The following is an 18,536-nucleotide window of genomic DNA, read 5'->3' as shown; positions in this document are numbered from 1 at the left end:
CAATATAAATGGCGTTACTTTAAGTGTTTCCAATGAATAAGCTAACGTATGACGATCTAGTCTATGGCTCTAATAAAATTATGTATGCGTTATTTTACTGGCATCTGGCACGCGCCTGCACCTTGAGTCGTTACCGTCACAACTGCACCAGTTAACGAAAATAACTGTTGCAGTTGGGTTTGCGCATTTTCTAGTGCCATATTCATGACATCACCGCGACAAGCGCGTTCGAGCACTTCTTTTTTTGCCATACTTTGCGCTTGTTGCAATATTTTTGGATCGACTTGCATCATGCCAAAAGCACCAGTCTGCCAATCATAAATCTCGATATCGTCTAGATAAACCGAAAATATCTCTGATGGTGGGATGGTAATATTGATTTGCGGCATCACTGAGACTGGCGTATTGGCATCCGCTTCTTGTACCTCATCGACGTTAATTTCAGGCTGCACCACTTGTACCATCTCAGGGGTAAGTGCACTTAAATCAATCCCCGCCTCCACTCGTCCGCGCGCGATAAACAAACCCTTTTGCTCATCTTGCCACAGCTTCATCCAACTGCCAGGGCGCTGGCTAGTAATGACGGTATCGACACTAAACGCCACCGTTTCCAAACGATTCAATTTTTGGATTTGTGTGACCACGCCTTCACGAGTAATGGTTTCTATCGGCTCTTCCTTGGTTATATTCTGCACACTATAAATAGCAAAAACGATAGCTGCTAAACCGATGAGCAATATCATCCACGACATCATCGCAATGGGTTTTTTCGCTTGTGAATGAGTCGCATCATTATTAACAGGAGATCGATTGTCAGGATTATTCATATAAACACCCTCAGAGTTTTATCATTTATTTTTATTAAACGTATAACAAATAACTGTCTAAATGATAAATGCTACTTTTGAGCAGCAACTTCAAGTAATAACTACCAATACGCTACACAATGACTAGCGCTACCATTTACTATAAATACCCTAAAAACTGGCAAACAATCGAGTTGTAGTGACCTCATTTGCTCGTTTAAGTCACGTTTAAGTCACGTTCTGTCTGAAAAAACAAAAAGTCATTGCGTCTTAGGCTAACTTTACCTAACATAGTCAGATTGTATAAGCAAAATGTTGGCGTACATCTATTTTTCTGGTCTTTATGCGTAAAGTATGACGCTGCCAACATCAACGTTTTAATACAAAATGAAAAGTTCCAGCCTTTTTGTAAGGCGTTTTATGAACGCACTTTCTATTCATGTACTGTTTGTCGCAGTACTTTTTAGCTAGGCATGTCCTAGACTATTACCAAGTGATACAAAGGTAAGCTTGCGTCGGCCATCAAAGCACACGCTCAACATCCTACTATTTCTTATTTATTTTATCGTTGATAAGGTTACGCTTTATTTATGAAAGCCAGTCAATTTTTATTTGCCACTCTAAAAGAAACCCCAAGTGATGCCGATATCGCCTCAAGCCAATTGATGGTGCGTGCCGGTCTTATTCGAAAGATTGCTTCTGGGTTATATATTTGGTTGCCCATGGGGCTACGCATCTTGCAAAAAGTCGAACGTATTGTTCGTGAAGAGATGCAAGAAGTTGGTGCACAAGAAGTACTCATGCCGATGACCCAGCCTGCCGAGCTTTGGCAAACGACCGGACGCTTTAACGATTATGGTCCTGAGCTGTTGCGCTTCAAAGACCGTCATGATCGCGACTTTGTGCTTGGTCCGACGCATGAAGAAGTCATCACCAATCTGGCGCAAGGCGAGCTGCGTAGTTATAAACAACTACCAATCACCTTTTTCCAAATTCAGAATAAATTCCGTGATGAGATTCGTCCACGTTTCGGTGTGATGCGCGCACGCGAATTTACCATGAAAGATGCTTACTCGTTCCACGTTGATCAAGCATCGTTGGCAAAAACTTACCATGACATGTATGACGCTTATACGCGTATCTTTACCCGTTTGGGCTTAGATTTCCGTGCGGTACAAGCGGATACTGGTTCTATTGGTGGGTTTGCTTCACATGAATTTCATGTCTTGGCAGACAGCGGCGAAGATGATATTGCCTTCTCTGATTCTTCTGATTATGCAGCCAATGTTGAGCTTGCCGAATCAGTGAGCACCGCTGAGCGTCAGCCACCGAAAATGGAACGCGAAGACGTCCTGACGGAAAATATGACCAGCTGTAAAATGGTTGCTGAACATTTAGGCTTACCATTAGAAACGACGGTCAAAACGTTAATCGTCCATGGTCATACCGAAAATGATGAGCCACAGCTTATCGCTATCGTATTACGCGGTGATCATCAGCTAAATACGATCAAAGCCGAGAAAATCGAAGAGGCCAATGTGCCGCTGACAATGGCTTCTGACGAAGAACTGAAAGCTGCTGGTCTGCATAAAGGCTATATTGGCGTTAATTTGGATATGCCTGTCTTTGTTGATCGTTCGGCAGCAACTCTGTCAGACTTTGTATGCGGTGCCAATGAAGTCAATAAACACACCACTGGTATGAACTGGGCGCGTGATGCGAGCATTACTCGTGTCGTTGATGTACGCAATGTGCAGGAAGGCGATCCTTCTCCTGATGGTAAAGGCAGCCTAAAAATCAAACGTGGTATCGAGGTCGGTCATATCTTCCAGTTGGGTGATAAGTACTCGCAAGCGTTAAATGCTACCGTATCTGGTGAAGATGGTAAGCCTGTGACCCTAATGATGGGCTGCTACGGTATTGGTGTGAGCCGTATCATTGCCGCTGCTATCGAACAGAACAACGACGAAAACGGTATCATGTGGCCACAGACGCCAACGGTTAATGATTCAATCGCTCCTTTTGAAATCGCTATCATACCGATGAAGTCAAAAGAAGAGACGGTAATGGAAACGGCAACAGCACTGTACGAAGAGCTAAAGGCTCAAGGCATCAATGTACTTCTTGATGATCGTAACGAGCGTCCCGGCGTTAAGTTTGCTGATCTTGAATTGATTGGTATTCCTCATCGTATCGTGGTTTCTGACCGCAACCTTGCTGAAGGTAAGTACGAATACGTCAATCGCCGTGAAGCAGAAAAGCAAATGCTCAGCCGTGAAGAAGTCATGGCAAAAGTAAGCGGCAAATAGTTTTTCAATAAAAACTATGCCATAAGAAGCGCCTATCTCATTAAATGAGATAGGCGCTTTTTCGCGTGTAATATAGCTAAAAAAAACTACTTAACATTATATCTTTTAGCAATGACCTTACTGCGTTTCTGTGTCTCATTAGCGGTGCAAACATTAGCGCTAATCTGGGCGTATACCACAGAATTATTCATTGGACCTTCGTATTCAAAGTCACACTTATCATTACGATCCTTTAACCATATACGCTGTTCTTTATCCAACTGCTGTTGTTGTGTCGTATTCAAAGTACGATAAGCACTCATATAGATTTTATTAAGACGATTTTTTTCGACTACAATCGCATCGTTACCACAATCATAAGCCACTTCCATATAAGCGTCTTCACAGTTATATTGATTTTCCACAAATGCAGCCTGTGCCAACTGCAAGGTAGCTAGAGACAAAGTAGCAGTCCCTAGAGCGGTTAAAAAGCTGGTTTTTAACTTCATAACTGCATCTCAATATTCATAAAATAAGGTTTATTGAGTATAAGAAAGAACGCGCATCAATGAAAGCTAAAAATTAATATTTATTTACTGCCGAATCAAGCGGCTTGGCTGTGGCATTAAGCGGATATCACTGACGCGACAAGGGTTGATATCGATACCGCCTCGGCGTGTATACCAAGCGCGAACCATCAGCTCACTTGGCTCATAGTATTGACTCAAATCAGCAAATATTTGCTCCACACATTGCTCATGAAAACCATTATGCTGACGAAAACTTAAGATATAACGCAGCATTCCAACCTCATCGACTGTTTTATTACTGGTCATCAAAACCGCCAACGTCCCCCAATCTGGCTGATTGGTCACCGGACAATTACTGCGTAGTAAATTAGAATAGAAAATATAAGGCTCAGTGCCAGTATTTCCTAAAATAGAGCTACTGTTTAAATCTTTATCACTACTTAGCAATGACGCATCAGGATGCTCACACAATGCGACTTTTTCGCTACTATTAGCAAGCGCGTCATCAATACAAACACCCTCAGGTTGAGCCACCAATAATCCTGATGTCTTATTATGCAAGTCGTCATTTAAGCCAAACAACTCAACTTGCACGTCTGCTTTTACACAGGCTGATAAGTCTTTAGCAATCAGCGCTTGCACATCATTCCAACTAGCGAATTCAGTAAAGTTGATACTGTTTAGATAGAGCTTAAGTGACTTTGACTCAACGATAAATGGCGAGCTGGCTGGAATACCAAAGCGTGCTATCGCAACCTGCGAGATACCCTGTTGATTTAACCAAGACATCTCAAATGCCTGCCACCAATCGATGCCAACCATTAACTTATCGTCTTGCCAGCCAATGACATCGCGACCCATACTGCGAGCGATAGGATACAAGGTCTCTGGACTATACTCGGTTGGATAGTCAGTGGTTTGCTCACCCAAGATACCGTGAATACTCATAAGTTACTTACCTTTCATGCTTAAATATAATGAAATAAAAACCAGTCATTTTACAGCAATGGGCTATTTTATGGGAATCATTTGCCACTCTGATGAACTAGCATTTTTGACCAAGCTAAAACGTACTCGATAGCCTGTATCATCGGTTTCATTGATAAGATAATAAAAATCGATTAAAACACTATTCTTACTTCGCCATTCAATATCTACATTTTCAAAACTATGTCTCTGGTCTCGATTTTGATAAGAATCCAAATGCGCTTTTAATTCGCTGGGGTCACTCTCGTAAACAATCTGATAGTCGCCCTCCTTCTGCTTTTGCCAAATCGTAATATTTTCTTCATCTATATAACGCTCTACTGTAATAATACGTTCTTTGTTGGGTGACACACTTAAATCGATACCATCAAATTCTTGACTAAATCCAGTTTTGAGATTAATAAGTACAGTACTTTCTATTTCGGGAAAACTTCTCAACAAGTACAGCAGTTGTCTCTTTTCGTCATGATCATACAACGAAAAATAAGAGTGGGATTGGCCGTCAGGAGCAAACATCTCATCACGAAAAACCAACGGTAAGCTTCGATTGGGTACTTGAATATATATCGTATCTTTTTCTCTCGAAACGCGATTGCTCAATCCCCATTTTCCGCTAAGCTTGTTATCATGTTTCTCTAAGCTGATCTCAAGGCATTTCCTATAAGAGACCAGACTGTCGTATTCACACTCATTATCAAAGTAATCTGATTTTCTGGCTGGGTCTAGTACTTTCCAAACATAGTCATCCGTCGTCGCTTGGGGCAGGTCTGCTTGTGCTGGCATTGATAGCATTAGCAGTATTGCACTCGTCATACAGATGCGAATTGAATTAACTACTGGTAGAGTTACTTGCATATGAGAGCTAGACCTTTTTATTGTTTTTTAATCGTTGGTATTAACATCAGGTAAAACTCTCTGCCATTCACCCTCTTTATTATCAGCCGCATAAATATAGCGCACGCGAAATGCTACCGTGTCAGTGGGATTGACTCTGTAATAAAAATCAACGTTAACTTTATTATCGCTTGTCCAACTGATATCTCGCGCTTCATATACCTCATGCTTTTTATTATCATCATTTTGTTCATATAATTCATTACTAGCAAATATCGTTGCATAGCGTCCGTCATTATTCCCTTTTTGACGCTCCCATATCATGATATCTTTGGTCATACCTTGCCTACCATTAAACCCTACCACTTGAGTCATATCGTCAGAAAACTTAAGATTGGTCGCATATAGCTCTTGCCAGCTCCCCGTGTTTAAATCGACAATGACAGTCGCTTGAGTCTCATACATAGTATGTAGTAACTGTAATAAATGATGCACTTTATCGTAGTACTGCAATTCATAGTGAGCGCTATGTTCCTCTTCAAACGGTTCAAGATAATCCTTAAATACCAATGACTGCTTATGGTTGGGTGTATTAATATAAATGGTATCTTTTTCTCGAATAACGCGGTCACTCAAGCCCCATTTTCGGCTTTGAAAATTATCAGCTTGGGCTAACGATTTAAAAATACAGTTTTCATAATCTTTAAACGTTCGATATTCAGTATGATTGTATCGACAGCTGTCTTCATACCAGTCTATGGCTACAGGCGCAGGGACTTTTATCCATACCTCTTCATTTGTCGATGGCTCTAAAGCTAAAGGCGCTGCCTGTGCATCTAAGGATGCTATTGTGGTCAATATAAATAGTCCTGCGACAGTCAACACCGTCTTTATACAATGAGAGATAGCGATCATTTACCTACTACCTTCATACAGTTGCCACTTATCCGTTGAGGCATTTTTAATAAAGGTATATCGTACTCTAAAAGCCGCTGAATCCGCTTCATTCAACTTATAAAAAGAATCTGCATAAAACTTATCACCATTTACCCAAGTAAAGATTTCGCTATCATAAACCTGCTGTGCTTTATCTGCTTGATAAAACTTTTTATGATTGTCGTAGTTTTTTGAATCGTCACTACTGCTATAGACTTGTTTATAGTAGCCTTCATAGTAACCGCTATCTTGTCGCTCCAAAATATTGACGTGTTCCGTCGCTCCCATTTCACTTTCAAAACCGACTATATATCTCATATCAGGAGAGATACTTAGCTTTCTGAGACTAAAATCTTGCCAAAACCCAGTAGCCAAATTGACTAGCGTCAAGCTCTCTCCTTCATAAAATCTTTGATGTATTGTCAGTAATTTCCGTGATTTATCGTAGTCTTGTAGCGAATAATAAGGATTGAAATCCTCCTCATAAGGGCTCGAGTAGTCAACAAATACTAGTGGATTTTTCCGATTAGCGACTTTGATATAAATGGCATTTCTCTCTCTAAAGACTTTATCGCTGATATTCCATTGCTTACTAAGCGCATTATCTGCATCTTCCCTCAAGTTATACAGACAGTTTTGTAGCGCATCATAAGTTTCATATTTGTAGTCATTATGGCAATCATACTTATACGTTGCAGGATCTACAGGCGTCTCCATGACGACCCAATCATAATCATCCATTGCCGCAAATGGTGCTGCGATGGCAATGCTCGTGATTGTACTCAATAAAGTGGCTGTAAAAGCCTTACTCATACTTCTGACAAAAAAAATTTTCATAAAAAAAGCCCAACAATGTTGGACTCTTATAATAAGGTGACAAGCTACATTTTACAAACTAATCTACAAGCGCACACGTGAGCCATTACTGAGTAAACGATAGGCGATGGTATAGAATACCGCACAGAAGACAAAAATAGCGGCCATTGAATACCAGACATTCACATCAGAATAACCAAGAATACCGTAACGGAATGAGTTCACCATATAAACGATAGGATTTAATAGCGAGATATTTTGCCAAAATGGTGACAAGTTTTCCATCGAGTAAAACACACCGCCAAGATATGTCAATGGCGTAAGCACAAAACTTGGAATGATAGAGATATCATCAAATGAGCGAGCAAACACGGCGTTTATAAAGCCACCAAGTGAAAATAAGATAGACGTACCCAGTACCGTAAATACCGTCACAAATAAATGCTCAATGCCAAGGTCGGTAAAAAATAGTGCGACTATCGAAACGATGATACCAATGGCCAGTCCACGAAAGATACCCCCACTAATATAGCCCATCAAAATCGCATGTTTGGATACGGGAGAGACCAATAGCTCCTCGATACTGGAGGTGAACTTAGCACTAAAGAAGCTTGATACCACATTGGAGTAACTGTTGGTAATAATCGACATCATAATGAGGCCAGGCACGATAAACTGCATGTATGGTACGCCGCCCATTTCACCGACACGCGAGCCAATCATCTTACCGAAGATGACAAAATAGAGACTCATCGTAATCACTGGTGGCAGCAAGGTCTGTGGCCAAATACGCAGAATTCGGCGAACCTCTTTTAACAAAATGGTGCGAAAAGCAATCCACTTTTTATTCCATGACATGGTTTTATTAGGATCTATCATTTCTTGACTCACAATCCTGCCTCCTTCATGCTGTCTGCACTTTGGATATTTTTGTCTACTAAGCGCATAAATAGCTCTTCTAGTCGATTGGCTTTATTACGCATACTGGCTACCGTGATACCTTGCTCAGATAACTGGTCAAAAACACCATTCAACGATTCGCCTTCAGTCAGTGTGACTTCAAGCGTCTGATCATCAGGCTGCGATGTGTCTGTCACTCCTGCCAAAACCAATTGACGCGTAAGCGGTGTCTCCAAATCAAACACAAAGGTCTCAACCGATAGCTGCGCTAGCAAGTCCTTCATCTCAGTATTAATACGAATCTCACCATGATCCAAAATCGCAATGCGTTTGCACAGCTGCTCCGCTTCTTCAAGATAATGAGTCGTCAGAATAATCGTGGTGTTTTCTTCGATATTAATCTGCTGCATAAACTCCCACATAGAGCGGCGTAACTCGATATCTACCCCAGCGGTTGGCTCATCCAAAATCAATAATTTTGGCTTATGAATCAGCGCCCTTGCAATCATCAACCGGCGCTTCATACCACCTGATAGCTCACGTGACTTGCTATTGCGCTTGTCCCATAGACCTAGCGCCATTAATAATCGTTTTGCCCGTGGGCGTGCTTCTTTGGCAGGAATACCAAAGTAACCGGCCTGTGTAATCAAAATATCTTCGACTTTTTCGAACATATTAAAATTAAACTCTTGTGGGACGATACCAAGATACTGTTTAGCAACAGACGGATTCTCTAGTAAGTCGGTGCCAAAGATCTTTACGCTGCCAGTTGTTGGTTTAAAAAGCGAGCTAATAATACCAATCATGGTTGATTTACCAGCACCATTTGGCCCCAGCAACGCAAAAAAACCTCCTTGCGGGACGGTTAAACTGACATCTTTGAGTGCCGAAAACCCATTGCTATAGGTTTTGGATAAATTCTGGATAGCAAGTGCTGGTACCTCAGACATGAAAACCTCTTTATTGGTTATAAATTTATGTAAAAATGTTTTTAGAATATAAATAGACAGAAGAGACTGTGTAGTGTCATAAAGTGAGGCTAGTGTTGATGAATTTCAACTGTAATGCCTTAGAAGTACCGTATTGATAATACTCATCATTAAAAAAGCGCCTATCTCATTTAATGAAATAGGCGCTCCACTGATATATAGGGTAAAAGGCTTAGCCAGATATTCAATACAATTAGCTTGCTTCACCAACCATATAATCGACAGCGTTTTGAACTTCCTCATCAGGGATATCAGCACCACCTTTAGCAGGCATGGCGTTAAAACCATTGATAGCATGAGTATATAATGTTTCTTTACCTTTGGAGATACGTGGTCCCCATGCACCAGCGTCACCTAAGATTGGTGAGCCAAGTAGACCTGCCGCATGACAAGTCTGACATACCGCGTTGTATACTGCTTTGCCATCACGAGGGCCGTCACCAGCTGAGGGACCAGCGGCACGTGCCGTCACATCACAAACTTCATCGTCTTCAAAGCACACTTTAGCAACTGGCTGAATGCGAGCAATTAAGTTAGGATACAAAGCAATCAGCTTTTGCACTTGCGGCGTATCTTGCGGAATAGGCTCTTCATCAACCGCAGGTGCGGCAGCGGCAGTTTCTGCGGCAGGTGCCTCGCCATCAGTCGTATCTGCAGCAGCTTGGGTATCATCACCCAACTGCTCAGGCGCATTTGCTACCACTTCCTGCGCTGCTGCTACATCAGAAACAGTTACAGGAGTATCTACAACGCTTTCAGCTTGGCTCACCGCGATACTAGCGATTCCTAGAATGGCAGCTGCCGATAACATAACTACTTTTCTCATTCGTCACGTTCTCTTATTACATATACAAAGGCTTATACGGCTCAGACATTCTGCTTGTCCTCCTTTGACAACCAAATAGTTATCAATAGCAAACAGCCATCCCGCGTACTAGCACACTTGTAATCGGTGATTATAAATATGAATTCTCCCTGCCATTATAAGGGAAAAGACAGGTAGATTGCCATGCCTGTTTAATGACTATCCTGTTTTTTCTTAAAAAACATCAATCACTGTCTTCATTCATTGGCTTTATGGATTTTATTTGTTAGACTAAGCGGTCTTTATTTTTCGACATCTTTACTGCTCATAACGCTCGTTTAGGCATGATGTTGATAATACCGTACGCCATTGTTATTATGCGCTCGTAGCTCAGTTGGATAGAGTATCGGTCTCCGAAGCCGAGGGTCGTGGGTTCGATTCCCGCCGAGCGCACCAATCATTGTATCTACAATATTTGTGTCATCCTTCCTTAGCATTACCCTAAATCTTGAATATCTATCAACTCCGTGCTCAAAATATTTGCGGATTTCGCCGTGCGTGCTCGTCTATTGATAGACAGTTTTCTTATATGATAGGCATTTCGCTTATAACACTCGCCTATTCTGCTTGCTGCAAATTAGCTGCTAGCTGGGCACGGTTAGGCACACGATGATAATTAATCACGGGCACGTTACCTAACAGGCGCTGACCTGAAGCAATTTTCTTATCCATCGTAATCATTGCAATTTTTTTATCTTGTTTACTGAGCAACAAATGATTGGTCTTGCGTGTGACTCGATAATCAGGAAAATACTGTTTGATCAGTACGGATGTTTTTTGCAGGTCGTCATTAATAGGTTTTTTCACGCTTTTAGACGATTTATTATGAATTGTCTCACCCACTTTTACGCCTCGTGACTTTGCCAACAACCATAAAGCGGCAATAACGGCAAACAATATGACAAGCCACCAAATTCCATCTATCATTAGAAGAGATATCCATTATTAGCAAGGGTTGGCTCATGTTAGCAGAATTATCACCAGCGTTAATAGCAGAAGTAGAACTTGCTGCTAAATTATTGACATCCAAACAGCATATTTGCATCTTAACGGGTGCAGGGATTTCAGCCGAAAGTGGCATTCCAACTTTCCGAGATAAGCAAACAGGCTTGTGGGAAAACTATGGTGTGGAAGACTTGGCGACACCTGAGGCTTTCATTCGTGATCCAAAACTGGTGTGGTCATGGTATCAATGGCGCAGGCAATTGGTCGCAGATAAAAAACCGAATCCTGCACATTTTGCCTTAGCGCAGTGGCAATACCATACTCAGTCGTCTAATCAATCATTAACGCTTATCACTCAAAATGTTGATGATTTACATGAGCAAGCTGGCAGTACGGTAACTCATTTGCATGGCAATCTGTGGCATAACCACTGTAGTCAATGCAAGACATTCTGCCAAAGTCAATCGAGGGGTTCGTATCATAGCGAGGATACAATCAATTTTGATGACACACTGATTACCTGTCGCCATTGCGGTGGCTATATCAGACCAGATATCGTTTGGTTTGGCGAAGCATTACCAGTACAAGCATGGCAAACGGCAGAAGATGCGGCGGCGAACTGCGAGGTATTTATCAGTATTGGCACCTCCAGTCTCGTCTATCCTGCCGCTGGACTCGCACAGTTAGCGAAGCAAAATGGTGCCAAAATTATTGAGATAAATCCCAATCCAACGCCGAATACTATTGTGGATATCATCTTAGCAGAAAAAGCTGGGGTGATTATGCCGTTATTAATCCAGAAAATCACTGCGCTCTAGTCGCCTGAACCTAAGTCACTTGCACCTAAGTCACTTGCACCTAAGTCGCTTGAACCTAAAAAGCATACCGTGTAAAAAAGAAAAGGCTTAACGATTGATATCAACCGTTAAGCCTCGGATCTAAAACCTAATCATAGTTGATTTACTTTAGTGCCAGATCAACTTTCGCCAAATATACTGCTTTCAATTCATCACTAATAAATGAGGCATTAAAGGAATTCTTTACCAAAGTAACAACATCCTCTTCTGTCAGTGGTAAATTTTCGCATATATTTATAAAGTTCTGATTCATATAACCTTTGAAATAGGCTGGGTCATCTGAGTTTATGGTGATATTTAGACCATAATCTAGCAGCTCTTTGATATTGTGTTCTTTGTAATTATCAAAGACTTTTAACTCGATGTTTGAATTCGGGCAAACGGTCAGCGGCATTTGCTCATCTTTAAGTCGCTGCATTAACTCTGGGCTTTTTATCGATTGCACACCATGATCAATTCTATGGATATTTAATAAGTCTAATGCTTCATAAATATACGAAAAATCGGCCTCTTCACCAGCATGAGCGACCAGTTTAAAACCTGCTTCTTTAGCTTGCTTGAAAACTTCTTTAAATTTCGATGGCGGATTGCCTAGCTCTGACGAATCAAGACCGACACCTATGATGTCATCTTTGAATGCCAGTGCTTGCTCTAAAGTTTCAAACGCGGCTTCTTGCGGTAAATGCCTTAAGAAACACATGATGATACAAGAGGTAATACCATACTTTTCTTGAGCATCGGCGAGCGCTTCTTTGATGCCTGTGATTACGGCTTCGAAAGGCACACCTCGTTCGGTATGCGTCTGTGGGTCAAAAAATATCTCTGTATGAATGACGTTGTCTTCAACACACTTAAGTATATATTCCCACGTTAAATCATAGAAATCATCTTTTGTGATAAGAACATTTGCGCCTGCATAGTAAATATCTAAAAAAGTTTGTAGATTAGTAAAGTTGTAGGCATTGCGTACATCTTCTATATCTTTGTAGGGAATCTCTATCTGGTTCTTTTTAGCCAATCTAAACATCAGCTCAGGTTCTAGTGAGCCTTCAATATGTAAATGCAGCTCAGCTTTTGGTAGTTTCTTTATTAAATCAATCATAGGGTTCCAGTGACGGCTTTTTGTAGTAGAGTACTTTTGAGAAGTGCTTTTGAGAAGTGCCTTTATAAATGCAAAGCCTGTATAGACGCTTGAGCAATATATCAATCACCCTCAATTTCTAGAGGCGCTATTATATTGTAATTGATGCCAAAACCCCATAAAAGAACACGATGCTAGCAAAATAACAAGCCATCAGATTCCCTCATCAACGTTATTTCAAAAACACCACAGTATCAGACAACTCGTTACCCGCTGGATCCTGCTCCAAATGATAATACTGACGCAGCACTTGCCCAACTTCATCTAACAATTCAGCCAAGCTTTCTTCGGTTTTTTGATTGGCAATACCTGACACGGCCTTATCACACATCGCCCGCCAAACGGTGGGGCTGACATGAGCACTGATACCACGATCAGCTACGATCTCTAACTGATGCTCGCAAATATTGACATACACCAAGACGCCCGTATTCTCTTCAGTATCCCAAACTCGATACTCACTAAACAGCTCAATCGCACGTTCGCGACAGCCAATATAATAGGCGTCTTGTATAGGCAGATGGTTTTCTACAATCAAAAACACCTCACCGCGATGCCCTCGCTCTGCACGGGTCACCTCGTCTGTCAAACGTGCTTTGGCTGCTGCTGTTAACCATTTACTATGCAATATAGGAATAAATAATACTTGACGCCACCAGCGGGCAAAACTGGGATTTGACGCGTTGTTTTCTGACATTTTACTATTTCCTCAAATACGTCATTGCTGACGGTCGTTTAGTATCTGTTTTTACTTAAGCATCTACCAAGCGTCTACCACGAGCCACCAGCACCGCCGCCACCAAAACCGCCGCCACCACCACCGAAGCCGCCGCCGCCAAAACCACCACCTCCAGAGCCGCCGCCCATACCGGGTAGGAATACCATGCCGCCGCCTCTACGACCGCCGCCAGATCCACCTTTACCACCACCGCCACCACCTCGTGAAATCAAAAATAGCCATAAGAAGATAGCCATAATAACGGTCATAAAAAAACCACCGCCTAAGGCTAACGATCCCGCAAAAAACCCACCAGCAGTAATAATAGAACCAAATACACGACCAAAAATACTGGTAATAAAGCTTCCAAATATCATTGCCATAATGAATAAAAATATGGGCGATGGTAGCTCGTCTGAACCTTGTTGTGCACTACGCTCGGCTGCTTGCGCATCGGCACGAGCCAATACCTCAGGATCAGCAGTCAGCCGCGTTTTGAGCGCGTCAACGCCAGCTATTATCCCAGCGCCATAGTTATTTTGCTTAAATAACGGCGTGATATCTTCACGAATAATACGATTGACGGCAGCATCTGGTAAAACACCCTCTAGTCCATAACCCGTCAAAATGTACATATCACGGTCATTGACGGCGACTACCATGAGTAAGCCATCATCAATGTCTTTATTGCCCAGCTGCCATTTCTCAGCTACTTGTAGAGCATAGTCAAAGATAGGAACACCATTGGTCGTAGGAACGATAACCACCGCTGCTTGCGCAAGACCTTGCTGATAAATATTTCTAAGCTGCGCCTCTAGACGCTGTTTTTCTTGCGGATTTAGAATATTAGCCTGATCAACGACAGGATTATTTAATATGAGCTTATCGGCATCGACACTGGGTGCATTCGACTGTATAGGAGAAGGATTTGCGGCTGTTGACCCAACTGTTGCCTCATTATTAGCCACATTAGGGTTAATCGCCTCATTACCTAAAATGGCATCATTGATTGCATCATTACCCAATACAGCGTCATTGATCGCTTCATTAGACTCGCCCGCTTTGGCAATCGCTACCAAATCCTCAACACTACGACTTTGCATGTCTGAGGTACTATCAATGGCTTCATTAGGCGCAGCATACAACACAGACGCACTACTGACGCTGAGTGTGAACAGTAATACTGATAGGATTGCTTTTGAATTGTTCATCTAATCTATACCACCTCAAGTGACATCTGTACTGAGTGAATCTACGTGATACCATTTACAAAAATTAGCATAGCAAAGAAACCAAATTTGACATAGCTAATCGTACTTTTCGGATTTGGTATTAAGTTTAATAGGCATTCATATCCATCAATACCTTTAAAAATGTGGCTAAGCAAACTAGTGGCTAACTAAGCTAAACGATAAAAATGTAAACAAACAGAGCGGCAAATCCCGCTCTGTTTTCATCTCTACTCAATCACCACTATTCAGCTGTCGCTGACTTATCATCACCGAAGTCAACACTTGGTGCGGTTGAAATAGCGTCTTCATTCGCCACGCTAAAGTTTGGCTTGGCATTCATACCAAATACTTTTGCTGTAATGTTAGTTGGGAACTGGCGCACCGTCGTATTGTAGCTTTGCACTTCTTGAATATAACGGTTACGAGCAACGGCAATACGGTTTTCAGTGCCTTCGAGCTGGGCTTGTAAGTCTTGGAACAAAGCATCTGACTTTAGCTCAGGATAACGTTCAGAGACAGCCATCAGACGTGATAGTGCACCTGTCATCTGTTCCTGTGCAGCTGCATAACGCTCCATCGCTTCTGGATCATTCAGTACTTCTGGCGTCACAGTAATGCTACCAGCACGAGAGCGTGCCTCAGCTACTTGAGTAAACACTTCTTGTTCTTGCTCAGCATACTGCTGCACGACTTTGACTAAGTTTGGCACCAAATCAGCGCGGCGTTGATATTGGTTCACCACTTCTGACCACGACGCGGTAACTTGCTCATCTTGAGCTTGCAGGTTGTTGTAGCCACAACCGCTTAGACCAACGGTAGACGTCGCTAACACGGCTGCGAGCAATATGGGTTTTACAATTGATTGACGCGTCATCATTGTTTCTCCTAATAATGGTAAATAATAAATAACCAGTAACACTTTATTAATAATTTTTTAAAGCTTGTATTTTGAAGCTGATACAAGAGGTCATGCAAATGTATGTCTATTTAAGTATTAGAGCCGTATATTTTTTATAATTAAAGGCACATCACTTATATTAAAGCCACACTAAACATAAAAACAGCAGTTAATGAGTACGATAGCAATCGTATGCCGCTCTGCTAGAGTCTCTTCTTATCAACGAAACAAAACTATAGGATAAGATATCTTACACAATGATGGCGCTATCTCATTATTTTTACAATTAGCCGTTACCAAAACACAACCGCAAAACCACACTGCTATCCCATGACTATTGCTCGTTTTTATTACCTATCATTGATAACATCTACCTCACAAATATCATCGAACCACTGGCATTATCTTTAGTGCATAGCTTGTCCAGTATAGAGGAGTGACAGATAAGCGGTTAATGATCGCTCTGTTTTTGTGTAGTTGATGTGGCTTTATCTATTGATTCGATATCTAACAATGGTCAAAACATACGATATTTTATCGTTATTTGTAGTCATATCTTCCTGACTCAATATGAATATATATGCTTCTGTACAAAGAAAATTCTAGTAATTACGACAAAAATATGGCAAATTGCAGTTACGTAGCCGTACGGTTTGAATACATTTGGTAGTGGACTTATGGCTTGATTAGTATTAGCGAGTTGTTGATTTCTATGTAAAATATTACTCAATTATTAGAGACTCGCTTAATCGTTTCAATCAGCCACATCAACCCTGTAGTCAATCGATACCGCTCACAAAAAGTTGAATGCTATCGGCATGATAAGTATTTAATATTATAACCGCCTGTTTTATCCACCGGTCTACTGAACATTCATCTCAGATATTAAGTGATAAGATAAATGTCGCAGTAATTGAGACAGCTTACGCCTTGCAACTATGCTGATACACATATCATCGGTAATAAGCATAAGCAAACCGTCAATATTACTGATAAACCAAGCGGATAACTACAGACAACTACAGTCCATTCTTAGTGGCTAAGCGCGTATGAGACTTAACGGATATACATGAGTCAATGTAGATAATTTAACTGCTTAACTTAAATAAGTAAGTTAACCAGTTAGCTTACTCCTAGCATACAGAGCCACTTTGAGACAGTACTAGGAATATACATATGGAAGGTTTAGTTAACTTAGTAAACGGAATTATCTGGAGCCCCGCACTGATCTATCTGTGCTTGGGCGCGGGCCTATTTTATTCCATTATGACGCGCTTCGTACAAGTGCGTCTGTTCGGTGAAATGATCAAATTACTCTTTACTGGTAAATCTAGTGATCAAGGTATTTCATCATTTCAGGCACTTGCCGTATCACTCGCAGGACGCGTGGGTATGGGTAACATCGCTGGGGTAGCTGCGGCTATCGGTTTCGGTGGCCCAGGTGCCGTATTTTGGATGTGGGTCGTGGCCTTCTTAGGCGCATCTACTGCTTATGTTGAGTCTACGCTCGCACAGATTTATAAAGAAAAAGACGTCATCACTGGCGAATATCGCGGTGGCCCAGCTTACTATTTTGAGCGCGCACTTGGCCAAAAATGGTATGGCATCCTCTTTGCAATCTCATCTATCCTCGCTTGTGGTATATTTTTACCAGGTGTACAGGCAAACGGCGTTATCAATGCTTTCGCACAGGTAATGGGCGAAGGGTCTGTTATGAGCATTGGCGCCTTAGAAGTTGGCTCAATGCGTCTAGTAGCCTTAGCCATTATCCTTGTGGTATTAGGTATTATCATTTTTGGTGGTATCAAGCGTATCGCAACGTTTACCGAGTATGCCGTTCCTTTTATGGCATTGGGCTATATCGTCCTTGCACTGATCATCATGTTTACTAACTTTGATATGATTCCACAAGTATTTGGTCTAATCGTTAGCGATGCATTTACTGCTCAAGCAGGTTTTGGTGCAGCGATTGGTTGGGGCGTAAAACGTGGTATTTACTCAAATGAAGCAGGTCAAGGTACAGGTCCTCATGCTGCTGCTGCTGCTGAAGTTGAGCATCCATCACAGCAGGGTTTGGTTCAGGCATTCTCAGTATATGTCGATACCCTATTAGTATGTTCTGCTACTGCCTTCATGATCCTAACAATGGGTACTTATAACATTCAAGGAACATTACCAGACGGTCAGTTCATCGTACAGAATGTCGCTGCTACCACTGAAATCAACGCCCCTGCATTCACGCAAATGGCGATGGAATCTGTTTATGGTGGTTTTGGTAACACCTTTATCGCTATTGCTGTCTTCTTCTTTGCCTTTACCACTATCTTGGCTTACTACTACATCGCCGAAGTGAACGTTGCTTATCTAACGCGCTTTGTCGGTCGCAGTGCCAACAAGACTGGTCTATTCTTAGTCAAAATCTTAATCATGGTGATGGTTGCTTACGGCGGCCTAAACTCAGCTGGCTACATTTGGGCTATTGGTGATATTGGTGTTGGGCTTATGGCTTGGTTGAACATCGTTGGTATTTTGGTCATCTTCATTGTGGCTCGTCCAACGCTTACTATGCTAAAAGACTATGAAGCACAGCGTAAAGCAGGTGTTGAGCGCTACAGTTTTGATCCTGCAAAATTCGGCATCAAAAACGCCCCTTATTGGGAAGAGCGTCATCTAAAAGAGCAACAAAGAATGGCAGCAGATCCACTACGTAAAGAGCATAAGTAATATTCTATAACGTAGCTATCATTCTTTAACATAATTGTTATTCAAACCTCCAAAACAAAAGCCCGAAACC

General features: G+C 41.7%; 17 protein-coding genes and 1 tRNA gene. 4 read left to right on the top strand and 14 right to left on the bottom strand.

Features of this window, described 5'->3' with window-relative positions; all coding sequences use genetic code 11:
- Positions 1–89: 89 nt before the first annotated feature.
- Entirely contained in the window at positions 90–827 is a 738-nt protein-coding gene (locus ACT3S4_RS07680; protein WP_444760842.1) for a DUF4230 domain-containing protein, read from the bottom strand.
- Positions 828–1,396: 569 nt separating this feature from the next.
- Here ACT3S4_RS07680 and ACT3S4_RS07675 point away from each other — a divergent pair.
- Positions 1,397–3,115 carry a proline--tRNA ligase gene (locus ACT3S4_RS07675; RefSeq protein ID WP_250163760.1) on the top strand — a complete coding sequence of 573 codons (1,719 nt, stop codon included), beginning with the start codon at positions 1,397–1,399 and terminating at the stop codon, positions 3,113–3,115.
- 86 nt (positions 3,116–3,201) lie between these two features.
- Here the strand turns inward: ACT3S4_RS07675 and ACT3S4_RS07670 are convergent, their stop codons facing one another.
- The 8 genes from ACT3S4_RS07670 to ACT3S4_RS07635 all read right to left on the bottom strand — a co-directional run bounded on the left by ACT3S4_RS07670 (position 3,202) and on the right by ACT3S4_RS07635 (position 9,912).
- The gene (locus ACT3S4_RS07670) at positions 3,202–3,603 is read right to left on the bottom strand and encodes a lysozyme inhibitor LprI family protein (RefSeq protein ID WP_250163759.1); all 402 of its coding nucleotides are present in this window, start codon (positions 3,601–3,603) and stop codon (positions 3,202–3,204) included.
- 84 nt (positions 3,604–3,687) lie between these two features.
- Positions 3,688–4,572, bottom strand: a complete 885-nt coding sequence (gene queF / locus ACT3S4_RS07665; RefSeq protein WP_444760841.1) for an NADPH-dependent 7-cyano-7-deazaguanine reductase QueF — start codon at positions 4,570–4,572, stop codon at positions 3,688–3,690.
- 63 nt (positions 4,573–4,635) lie between these two features.
- On the bottom strand, positions 4,636–5,466 hold the full coding sequence (locus ACT3S4_RS07660) for a hypothetical protein (RefSeq protein ID WP_444760840.1): 831 nt from the start codon (positions 5,464–5,466) through the stop codon (positions 4,636–4,638).
- Positions 5,467–5,493: 27 nt separating this feature from the next.
- Complete coding sequence (locus tag ACT3S4_RS07655; protein ID WP_444760839.1) at positions 5,494–6,360, bottom strand: hypothetical protein; 867 nt, start codon at positions 6,358–6,360, stop codon at positions 5,494–5,496.
- Entirely contained in the window at positions 6,361–7,218 is an 858-nt protein-coding gene (locus ACT3S4_RS07650; protein ID WP_444760838.1) for a hypothetical protein, read from the bottom strand. It abuts the gene before it with no gap.
- A gap of 63 nt (positions 7,219–7,281) precedes the next feature.
- Positions 7,282–8,055: an ABC transporter permease gene (locus ACT3S4_RS07645; protein WP_045446727.1), complete on the bottom strand. Its 774-nt coding sequence runs from the start codon at positions 8,053–8,055 to the stop codon at positions 7,282–7,284.
- A gap of 29 nt (positions 8,056–8,084) precedes the next feature.
- Positions 8,085–9,047: an ABC transporter ATP-binding protein gene (locus ACT3S4_RS07640; RefSeq protein WP_201540399.1), complete on the bottom strand. Its 963-nt coding sequence runs from the start codon at positions 9,045–9,047 to the stop codon at positions 8,085–8,087.
- 232 nt (positions 9,048–9,279) lie between these two features.
- A complete protein-coding gene (locus ACT3S4_RS07635) occupies positions 9,280–9,912 on the bottom strand; it encodes a c-type cytochrome (RefSeq protein WP_444760837.1) in 633 nt (210 codons plus the stop codon).
- A 358-nt stretch (positions 9,913–10,270) separates the two neighbouring features.
- Here ACT3S4_RS07635 and ACT3S4_RS07630 point away from each other — a divergent pair.
- Positions 10,271–10,347: transfer RNA gene (locus ACT3S4_RS07630), tRNA-Arg, on the top strand.
- Between the two features lie 162 nt (positions 10,348–10,509).
- Here the strand turns inward: ACT3S4_RS07630 and ACT3S4_RS07625 are convergent.
- Positions 10,510–10,878, bottom strand: coding sequence for a hypothetical protein (locus ACT3S4_RS07625; protein ID WP_045454568.1), 369 nt, complete (start codon positions 10,876–10,878; stop codon positions 10,510–10,512).
- 35 nt (positions 10,879–10,913) lie between these two features.
- Between ACT3S4_RS07625 and ACT3S4_RS07620 the strand changes: the two genes are divergently transcribed.
- Entirely contained in the window at positions 10,914–11,714 is an 801-nt protein-coding gene (locus ACT3S4_RS07620; protein WP_444760836.1) for an NAD-dependent deacylase, read from the top strand.
- Between the two features lie 142 nt (positions 11,715–11,856).
- Here the strand turns inward: ACT3S4_RS07620 and ACT3S4_RS07615 are convergent, their stop codons facing one another.
- The 4 genes from ACT3S4_RS07615 to ACT3S4_RS07600 all read right to left on the bottom strand — a co-directional run bounded on the left by ACT3S4_RS07615 (position 11,857) and on the right by ACT3S4_RS07600 (position 15,718).
- Positions 11,857–12,855 carry an adenosine deaminase gene (locus ACT3S4_RS07615; RefSeq protein WP_443549110.1) on the bottom strand — a complete coding sequence of 333 codons (999 nt, stop codon included), beginning with the start codon at positions 12,853–12,855 and terminating at the stop codon, positions 11,857–11,859.
- Between the two features lie 211 nt (positions 12,856–13,066).
- Positions 13,067–13,591 carry a TPM domain-containing protein gene (locus tag ACT3S4_RS07610; RefSeq protein ID WP_055125215.1) on the bottom strand — a complete coding sequence of 175 codons (525 nt, stop codon included), beginning with the start codon at positions 13,589–13,591 and terminating at the stop codon, positions 13,067–13,069.
- Positions 13,592–13,665: 74 nt separating this feature from the next.
- Entirely contained in the window at positions 13,666–14,823 is a 1,158-nt protein-coding gene (locus tag ACT3S4_RS07605; RefSeq protein WP_443215814.1) for a TPM domain-containing protein, read from the bottom strand.
- A 262-nt stretch (positions 14,824–15,085) separates the two neighbouring features.
- Entirely contained in the window at positions 15,086–15,718 is a 633-nt protein-coding gene (locus ACT3S4_RS07600; RefSeq protein ID WP_045456163.1) for a LemA family protein, read from the bottom strand.
- Positions 15,719–16,918: 1,200 nt separating this feature from the next.
- Between ACT3S4_RS07600 and ACT3S4_RS07595 the strand changes: the two genes are divergently transcribed.
- Positions 16,919–18,466 (top strand): alanine/glycine:cation symporter family protein, encoded by a 1,548-nt coding sequence (locus tag ACT3S4_RS07595; RefSeq protein WP_055125213.1) that lies wholly within the window; start codon positions 16,919–16,921, stop codon positions 18,464–18,466.
- The last annotated feature ends 70 nt before the right edge of the window (positions 18,467–18,536 follow it).

Source organism: Psychrobacter sp. AOP30-A2-5, from assembly GCF_052378115.1.
Lineage (GTDB): Bacteria > Pseudomonadota > Gammaproteobacteria > Pseudomonadales > Moraxellaceae > Psychrobacter.
This window is presented reverse-complemented; position numbering and strand designations above follow the sequence as displayed.